The 9,530-nt window shown below is 54.5% G+C and carries 7 protein-coding genes; 1 reads left to right on the forward strand and 6 read right to left on the reverse strand.

Going from position 1 to position 9,530, the window contains the following annotated elements:
* From AC2FNC_RS18740 to AC2FNC_RS18765, 6 genes are all read right to left on the reverse strand, one after another.
* The coding region (locus AC2FNC_RS18740; protein WP_496716238.1) for an acyltransferase family protein at positions 1 to 1,097 on the reverse strand (1,097 nt) is incomplete at its 3' end.
* A gap of 13 nt (positions 1,098 to 1,110) precedes the next feature.
* The gene (xrtD, locus tag AC2FNC_RS18745; RefSeq protein WP_496716240.1) at positions 1,111 to 2,730 is read right to left on the reverse strand and encodes a VPLPA-CTERM-specific exosortase XrtD; all 1,620 of its coding nucleotides are present in this window, start codon (positions 2,728 to 2,730) and stop codon (positions 1,111 to 1,113) included.
* Between the two features lie 135 nt (positions 2,731 to 2,865).
* Positions 2,866 to 4,371: a hypothetical protein gene (locus AC2FNC_RS18750; RefSeq protein ID WP_496716241.1), complete on the reverse strand. Its 1,506-nt coding sequence runs from the start codon at positions 4,369 to 4,371 to the stop codon at positions 2,866 to 2,868.
* Between the two features lie 63 nt (positions 4,372 to 4,434).
* Complete coding sequence (locus AC2FNC_RS18755; RefSeq protein WP_496716242.1) at positions 4,435 to 5,100, reverse strand: polysaccharide biosynthesis/export family protein; 666 nt, start codon at positions 5,098 to 5,100, stop codon at positions 4,435 to 4,437.
* Between the two features lie 50 nt (positions 5,101 to 5,150).
* A complete protein-coding gene (locus tag AC2FNC_RS18760; RefSeq protein ID WP_496716244.1) occupies positions 5,151 to 7,622 on the reverse strand; it encodes a tetratricopeptide repeat protein in 2,472 nt (823 codons plus the stop codon).
* A 73-nt stretch (positions 7,623 to 7,695) separates the two neighbouring features.
* Positions 7,696 to 8,379 (reverse strand): sugar transferase, encoded by a 684-nt coding sequence (locus AC2FNC_RS18765; protein WP_496716246.1) that lies wholly within the window; start codon positions 8,377 to 8,379, stop codon positions 7,696 to 7,698.
* A 660-nt stretch (positions 8,380 to 9,039) separates the two neighbouring features.
* Between AC2FNC_RS18765 and AC2FNC_RS18770 the strand changes: the two genes are divergently transcribed.
* Positions 9,040 to 9,530, forward strand: a 491-nt coding sequence (locus tag AC2FNC_RS18770) for an ExeA family protein (protein ID WP_496716247.1), incomplete at its 3' end; no start/stop codon positions are given.

The following is a 9,530-nucleotide window of genomic DNA, read 5'->3' on the forward strand; positions in this document are numbered from 1 at the left end:
TTTGCGGTCTGATTGGCCTTTAGGCGACCGGGAATGCTCACCCGGTATCGGAGTCGCATGGCCGGGGCTTCGACTACGTGCCAGGATAGAATGGCGCAGATCAGTGTGAAGGGCAGGGCCACCGCAATATTGGATGTTGGGGTCGTCATTCCTGATTGTGCGGCGATCTGCTGTATGGGGAAGGCATAGATATAAACCCCGTAGGAGTAGTCACCCAGCTTGTTGTAGTTCAACAGCAACGGGGTTTGAGTATATCCCGCAAAAAATACTGCATAAGACAGTGCAATCGCGAAAACGGGCAGGAACAGCGGCGTGAACCAGGCTGCGACCGACAGGCATGTCACTCCACCAAACACCCCCCATGACAGGGGAATTTCGTGGCGCCAGAGGTAGAAGACCATGCCGGTTAGAAACGGCAATCCAAGCCGGGCCATCTGTTCGACCCGCGTGTTCAGATCAAAGACCATGGTGGCGGCGTAGACACACAAAAATACCAGTGTCATGAACGCGAAGGCTTTTCGGTGCCCCAGAAGTCCGAGCACACCGCAAATCAAAACGCCGGCATAACAGGTGACTTCATAAGACAGCGACCAAAGCGAGCCATTGATAGCTGACCCATCCGGATTACCGACGAAAACGCCGGGCAACGTGTACTGCAAATTGAACAGGGACATGTTGCGGACAAAATACTCGGCTGTTGCAGGCCAGAACAGGGAGGGCGGGGCAACAGTCAGAAAAACCCCGGCAACCAGAATGGTGATGACCAGAACCGTGGCAAGAGCGGGAAACAGTCTCAGGACCCGAGCGGTCAGGAACGACGCCACAGATCGTTTCCGGTCAAAGCTTCGGGTGATGAAGAATCCCGAGATGGCGAAGAATATCCATACGCACAGGGTCCCGAGCGACAAACCGTGCAGCAGAGGCTGAAGCGGTTGAGTGGCCGATTTTCCCAGGCTGAGAGGGTAGGCATGCGAAACAAGCACGCCGCTGGCGGCGATAATGCGGATAAGATTGAAATGGTTGTCCCGACCATCCGAACGATCCACAATCCGAAGTGCGGAGCTTCTGAAAGGGGCAGGCGTATTGCGGCGTTTCATTTACAACCCCTGCTCAAAACGGCACAAAACCGGGCAGACGGTTCAGGCTGGGTTCCATGAATCGCTGCAGCCTTGCATCCGCATCCGCATCGGTTTCACCGGGTAGGATCGGGGTCACAAAGCGGACTAAGGCACCATCGGTGCGGCCCATGGTGAAACCGTCCTGGATAACGCTCAATTTGGCGCGGAAGTCATTGACCATACGCTTTCCGCGCTGTTCGAACCAGTAATAGACCAACTGCTTTGAAAGCTCTTTCTGGATCACCGCACGGTTGACGGTGAAGCTGCCGTAGGGGGTGGTGCCTGGGTTGATCTCATAAGGCTCGAGGCTGAAAATCTCCCACCCTCCGACCGGCAGGCAGACCTCGGGCGAGTGAATCCCGTCGCCGTCGGTTTGTTTGTTGTAGAAAGCCACGAACATGTTCACGAAGTCACCTGACGTGGTGTCGATGTAGGTGGCGTTGAGATAGTCGCTTGCCCCCAGGGTCTTTTCCACTTTGGGATCAAGGCTGGTTGTCGAGCCGGACCAGTCGCCGAGCTGGCGCGGGTACAGAACAAACGGATCCCGTTCAATGGGTTTAATATCGGCGCCGGGCCGCAAAACCCAGGCCGTTGAAACAGTAATTGTCAAAAGGGCTGCTGCAGCCAGCGCCACCGAGGCGCGGATACCCAGAATGCGTAAAGCAACGGGACCAAAGCCCTCGACATCCAGATCGATTGCTTCGGCAAAGGGTTTCGGGTCGGGGGTGAGCCGCTGCAAGCCGATCGCCATGAGGAATAGAACGGCCACACACAGCAGGAAGATGATCCAGCCTTCGAAGAAATGCATGAACCCTTCGGCCTGTTCTATTCCGTAGTGGTTGACCAGAACGCCGATCACCCCGATGCGGATCGAATTCATCAGAACCGTTAGAGGAGCTGCTGCGATCAACAGCACCACCTTGTGCCAGATCGGGCCGCGATAGAGCAGGGCAAACAGATATGAAAAGCTGAGGATCGGGAACAGGTAGCGCAGGCCCGAGCAGGCTTCGGCCACCTGAAGCTTGTAAACCCCTAGATCGATGACGTTGCCTTCGATAAAAACCGACACTCCGGCCATCTGGACGAACCAGACCCCCAGCTCGGAAGAAACCCACTGCAGGAAGATCGTGAGTTTCCAATAGATGAACTGCGGCAGGGGTAGCATGAACACCAGGTGAACCACCGGCAGTTGGTGGTATTTGCCACGGCGCCAGCCGAACACGGTCAACACGACGCCCCCAACCCAGATGATCATCGCGTATGTCACAATGTCCGGAATGCGGGCCAGATTGCCCAGGATGGCGACCCCGAGCGCCAGTGCAATCACGGCCACGCCGGGCCAACGGTCGTGGATATCGGGCTTGGTCGGGGGCGAATTACGCAATTCGCGCAGGAAGAGATACAGCGAAATGATCGGGATCAGCGGTCCATGGCTATACTCGGGTGTGCTCCAGGCGGCGCCCAGAGAGACGATCCCGATCCAGAAGATCGGCACCGATCCGATGAGCAACAGAACAAACCAAACCAGTCCGCCGACACTTATCTCCGGCAGGGCAGGGCGGACCGCTTCAAGCGTCTTGCTGCGGCTATCTTTCGAATCGAGGCGATGCATCTCTATTCATCATGCACAGAAAAATGAATGCTCATAAATCACAGTAAGGTTAGTTCCGGTTTTATGGCCCGCGTCCAACACAATGCGCTTGCGTCAAACGGTTTGTTCTCTGCCGCCATCCAAACGCAGGATATTTCACGGTTTGAGGAAGAATTGCCGTCCGAGCGTAAAGTAGACTTGGTTCGACGATGCTCTGAAGCCGCTCTGGTCATCCATCTCGTATTGATATCCTATGGACATCGCCCAGTCATTCGTAATTGCGCGCGTATAGGATGCGTCGAAAACGCCACGCTGGCGCGGGTTGGCCACAACTGGGCCTTCGTTTTTCTGGTCAATGAAATTTACACCGAATGAAACAGCCGACACCGGGTTGATGAAATAGTCATAGGTGATGAAACCCAGTGTCTGACGGGTTTCCTGACTTTGTGTACTGGTTCCCACACGCCGTTGTATTGCGACCCCGAGCCTGGAATTCTGCCATTGATACGCGTAATCGATCTGACCGATTGGTGTCGTTTCTCCGAATGGGCCATACGAGAACCCGAAATCGAAATTCAACGATGAATTAGACCGCTGGAAGCTGCGCCCGACGGTTGCGTTGTTCCTGGCGCCGTTGACCCCAAACGACTGATCAAGGCTAATGTTTACAGTCCCATCCGGAAGTGTTCTGACCCAGCCGAACCCCCAGACAAAGTCTTCGGTCACGGTGTTCGTGTTGTTTGCTCGGAGCGTTTCATCTACTTGGCTGTAGCCGATATTTGCATTGATCGTCGTCACCGCCGAAACGTCATAAGTTGCGCCCACAGACACGGTCGTTGTCTGCCTGTCCGTCCGTACATTGTCTTCAGCAACAAAGTCTCTGTACGAGATAGTCGCGTTCCCCTGCAGAACCGGCGACACATTGAAAATTGCCGCTGCCGAATAATCGTCGTACCTGTTGTCGAACAGGCTCGGGCTAATCGTGTTTTGATAGGTCCGTTCGCTACGGTTATAATTGAACCGGAACCCCAAGGGGTCATTTAGGCCGATATCAAAATTCAGATTGCCGCGGGTGTTCACCTGGTCACCGACGGTTCCAACCACGTCTGCGGCGTCGATGACACCGTCCAGATTGACGTCGGTCAGAGACCGGTTAAAGGCAAGATCCCGTTCGCGATATTCGATCAGAGCGCCGAGCTGGCTATTGGCTCCAGTCCGCTGATAGGTCAGCCGCGTCAGTGGGTCTGCAAATTCGGATTCGGTCCCGATAATCGGCTCATTGTAAACACGATATAGGCCAGACAGATCGAATGTCAGGGTCGAATTCTGGGTCTGGTTGATAACCCCGAGAGCCAGGGTGTTCTCCCACCAGGTCGTCGAGCCGAGAGACGGGTCGGTTAATCGAAGATTATCGTCATATCGAAGCGACGAGAAAAAGTCGAGTTGGACGCTCAACCCTGCACCTGTGCCAAGTTGTTGCGTGCCCAGGCGCCGCGCCGGATTTCGCTGAGCCTGTTGCCGGATCAACTGCTGGCTGGCCGTTGTTGTCAGAACGGATGTTTGTTGCGCCGTCGTTTGCTGCGTGGTCGTTTGCGGTGTCTGTGACGTTGCGACCTGAGGCGCAATAGTCTGCTGGCCTGCCGCTGGCACAATTGAAGTCAAGCAAGCTGCCCCGCTCGCCAGGGCGAAGGACAGCCTGTTCCGAGTTTTCCCCACCGGTATCCCCTATTCGAATAAGCGGCGAGATGGCACCACGATAACATCACCGGGACGGAGAACTGTATTGCCTTGGATACCACCGCCCGTGCTGTTGTAGTTATATAGATATTTTTTCATCACGCCTGTGTTTTTGTCTGCCCGCCGCAATTCTATGCGTTTGGGGGCTGCGAATCTGTTCAGGCCTCCGGCCTGCGCCAATGCCTGAAGAATGGTTGTTCCTTCAGTGGCGATAAGTTTGCCCGGTACACCAACCTCACCCATCACGAAGACATCCATCGTGGGTCCTGTCGGCGTCAGCCCCGGAATGGCAGGTGCCGCGAGCGATGCGATGGACACGAACACGGTTGGTGTCGTGTTGAAATTTCTGGAGAGTGCAGATGCCAGAGAAGATTGCAGCCCGCCGGTTGACTGCCCGACTGCACGGATGGAGCCGGCAAGAGGAAAGTTAATGGACCCATCCGGCAGAACCAATACGGTTCTGTTAAGGGTGGGGTCCTCCAAAACTTCAACCTTAAGTGCATCACCTGGCTGGATTTGATAGGAACCTTGCGCAAAAGCGCCGGTCGACAGCACCAAAGCTGTCACGAATGTGATCAATGATCCGATGACTGTCCGCATGTTCAAATCTTTCACTTTTTTCTGTTTTATGCCTATTTTTTTCAGCTGAAACAATCCGTATGATTGCGGCAGCCGTATGATGCGACAGAAATGTCGCGTGTTGGTTATTGTCCTGCGTTGGTCTCAACGCGGAGCCGTTTGATCTCGGTTTCCACCACAGGTATGATGTCTTCAGGAAGCCGTATTGCCCGGGTCGGGAGCTGCTGGTCCAGAGCCGCTTGATACATGCGTAGGGCGTCTTCCTTGCGGCCGACCGCGTCATATGTCCTGCCCAGGTGATATTGAACCAAAGGGTGGTCGGGCATGGCTTTGGCGGCGTCTTCAAGGTAGGTCAGTGCCTCTTTGTAATTGCCCAAGCGATAGGCGACCCAGCCATAGGTATCCTGGAATGCGGGATTGCGGGTACCACGTAGGCGGCGCGCCAATTTCTGGGCCTCCTGCAGGCTTTGGTCGTCATCGCGATGGGTTGTCAGAAGGCTGGCAAGATTATTGGCCACGACCAGCGAGCGATTGCTGAGAGGATAAGCCTTTCTGTAGACGGTGATCGCCTGATCCAGCTCCCCCGCTCTTTCGTGTTCCACAGCCTGCAGCATCAGCAGATCAGGGCTATTCGGAAGAACCCCCAAGGCTTCTCGCAATATCGCCTGGGCCCGTTCCCGTTCATTGCGATCGATCTCTAGGGTAATCAGAGCGAGCCACGCCCTGACGGTATCCGGACGCTCTTCGACAATCGCGCGATACAACCGCTCGGCCCCGCCCAGATTTTTCTTTTTGGCAAGGATGTGAGCCTTGATAAAGCGCAGAAAAATTGAACTCGGGTCTTCCGCCAGCAACTCATCAAGCCGAGCAGCTGCGCCGTCTATATCGTCTTGAAGAACCATGATCCGGATCAGAGCAATCTCGGCTGGCAGGCCGAATTCCGGGTCTTCCGCAAGTTCGTTCAGGAATGCGGTCAGTTCGTTGGTGCGCTTCTGGGCCGCCAGCATCTGAGCTCTGAGCTCTCTTGATTTCCGGCGCGTGTCCGGGTCCTTCAGCGGTTTAAGCGCCTGCAACACTGCATCAAGGCGAGCCCAATCCTGAAGATTCAAATAAACCTGGCCCAATTTCAACAGCAGTTCCGGGTGGTTTGGGTTCTCGCGCAACGAGTCAATCAGGATGCCCTCTGCGATCTTCAGGTTGTCTTCTTCGATCAGGTGGCGGGCATAGTCCAAGGTCTCGGTCGGCGCGTTTTGGGAAACGTCCGTCGCTAGCGCCAGCATTTCACCCATCAGGTCCCGGTCACCGTTGCGTTCATGTGCTTGGGCCATCAGGGTCATGAGTTGCGGATCACGCGGGGTGTACTCAAGGGCTTTGCGCAGAAGTAAAATGGCGTCGCCAATATTGTAATCCTCGATCAGCCACGCGGCTTCCAGCTTTACCGCCTCCACCTGTGTAGGATCCTCGGCAAGTACATTCTCGATAACGGCCCGTCCCTCCGGCTGATTGCCGGACAGGATGAGCATCCGCGCAAATTCCACTTCATTCTCGCGGGTCTGGGTGGTGCGTTCTGCGCCATCGAGCAGCGCCCGCATATCGGCGAGCGCACCTTCCGTGTCACCAGATTCAAACAGCAACGCTGCCCGCATCGTGTTGAAACGCGACGTGTTGGGGCCTCCTGCGGCGATGACAGAGTCCATCTCGAAGATTGCGGCGTCGAAACCGCGATATTCAGTCAGGAACGCAACAAGTCTTTGAACAGAAAAGTAATCGTCGGACAGGGGAACCGCCTTCGTACGCAGGACATCTTCGGCACTGTCCAGATCTCCCTGGTCGATGTAATACTCGACCAGCATTTGCTCCACGCCTTTGTCATCCGGAAAAACATCGATCATCTGCCTGAGCTGCTTTTCGATTTCCTCGGGCTTTTGCAGCATCTGCAGGGCATGAAGACGGATAGTGTACAGGTTACCCGGTTCTGGCCCATAAGTTAGGGCCGCATCGACCTCGTCAAGCACATCGTACCAATCCTGGGCGCGGACAAGGTGATCGATTGCGATCTGCCGGGCCGTCATGATTTCGGGGTGATCTTCCAGTATTTCACGAGCGGTTTTGATCGCCAGATCCACTCCGACGTCGTCTCCGGCTCTGACGGCATCAATATAGGCCAGTGTGTTGCTGAGGGATTTGATCTCAATGTCATCCGGAGCCAGCTCGGATGCTTTCCCGACATAACGGAGCATGTCCTCCCACTTTGCCAGTTCCAGCGCCATTTCCGCCAAAGCGCGATAGCCCTCGAGATTGTCGGGGTACTGTTCAACCAAAAGCAGATACTGACTGTAAGAGAGGGTGATATTGCCGCGCTCGCGTTCCAGTCGGGCAAAGGTCAGGCGCGCCTCCTTGTGCTTGCCATTCAGCTTGAAAACGTTCTTGAACTCGATCAGCGCCCGATCAACATCGCCTTCTTCCAGATGGGCCAGGCCCGCCTGATAGTGCGCTTCGGCTCGTTCTTCAGCAGAGTCGCAGGCGCTTAGAAGTAAAGTCACGACAAAAAGGACAACCGCCAAGCCCTTGTGTATGGGGCTATCGGTTTTGCTCATGATTGAAACTCCTGCGAAATCCAATGGTGAAGCACACGCGGCCGACCCTGATGTTTGGCAGCCTGCCTCGTTCTCAACACCCGGTGCCGCGAAGTACGACGAAAACGGTCTGGAAAAGAACAGATAGATCGGTGCCAAACGACATGGTCTTCCAGTACTCGGTGTCGTGGTAGGCACGTTCGGCAAAAGAAGACTGGTTACGTCTGGAAACCTGCCACAGACCGGAAATGCCGGGGCGCATGGCATAATAAACTTTACTGGGGTAAAGCTTTTTCTGGTTCACCATCATGGGGCGGGGGCCGATTAGGGACATTTCGCCAACAAGAACGTTCCAGAACTGCGGCAACTCATCCATCGACGATTTTCGCAGGAACGCACCGGCCTTGATGATACGTGGGTCATCGCGAAGCTTTTGGTTGCGCTCCCATTCCTCCCGGGCCTCGGGGTTGGTGGCCAGGTGCTTTTCAAGGACAGCCTCTGCATCGTTCACCATGGTACGCAGTTTGAGCAGGTGGAATGTCTTGCCGTTTCGCCCAACCCGCTCCTGCCAGTAAAAGGGGTTAACCCCCTGGCAGATCAGCAGCACCGAAAACAGAAGGACCAACGGAACAACGAATGGAGCTGTCAGCAGCACGAATGCAATGTCGAAAACGCGTTTGCCTGCACGCCTGTAAAATCCGGCATAATGTGCCGAGGCTGGCATCACAGGAATATTAGAGAGGCCGGCATTGGCCACATCTTTGGAATGGATTGTCACTATTTAAACCCCCAGCACACGCAAATACCCAAGAAACACCTACACACTCAGGAACTAACTACTCTCGAACCTCTGAATTCATACAAAATTTGTTATACTTTTATGTCGATTACCAGTTTGCGGGTGTCCTCTGATCCCGGCGACGTGCTCAGACAGCACCCACGGACCAGAGGTTAACAAATTCCCGAAAGCTTGCAAAATATAAATCTGGCGTGACAGGGGCTTTGCGCTGCGAAGGGCCATGATCCGGCAGCGTCAGCGGGTGGTGTCTATAACCATGATTGGGGTGAAAGTAGAACGATTGTGCAACAAGCAAAAACAATGACATCATTACTTTGGAATTGACGTGTTTTTGGACTTAATATGAAAGAGTGAGAATCAAGAGCGACCCATGGCGTGACTTGCAGTTTTTTTAGCATAGAAGCGAAACAATCTCGTTGAATTGTTTCAATTGAGGCCTTGTCGGGGTTAATGCCAATCCCATAGAAATTAGTAATGCCCGCGACCTTGATGTTGTGGCACTATAGCACCCAAATATTTGTCAGTTTATCTAACATCTCGGTATAGAGTAAGGAATTTCTGGTGGTTCAAGGTGCAAGTTTGACTAATCTCCGAGAAGCCGAAATCAATTTTGACAAGACGGAAGGCGATCGGAGTGCCATGGCTTCCAGCGACGGGTTTTATCTTGAATATTTCGGACTTGATCAGCGGCCGTTCACGCTGCTGCCGGATCCGGGGTTCATGTATTGGTCACCCCTTCACAAACGCGGTTATTCGATCCTGCAATTCGGCATCATGAGCTGTGCGCCAATTACCGTGCTTACCGGAGAAATAGGGGCAGGGAAAACGACTCTGGTCCAGCACCTCCTGAGTGATATGGGGGATTCGATCGCCGTGGGGCTGATCTCGAACGCGCAGGGCGGCGGCGGAGAGTTGCTGCAATGGGTTCTGCATGCCCTGGGCCTGCCGATCGAGAAAGACGCCACCTACGTCCAGATGTTCCAGGAGCTGCAGGACTTCCTAATTTCGGAATACGCCCAGGGGCGACGGGTGGTTCTGATTTTTGACGAGGCACAGAACCTAACTGTTGAAGGGCTGGAAGAAATCCGGATGCTGACCAACATCAACGCAAATACCGATGAATTGATTCA

It is taken from the genome of Ruegeria sp. BHSA123 (genome assembly GCF_059613425.1).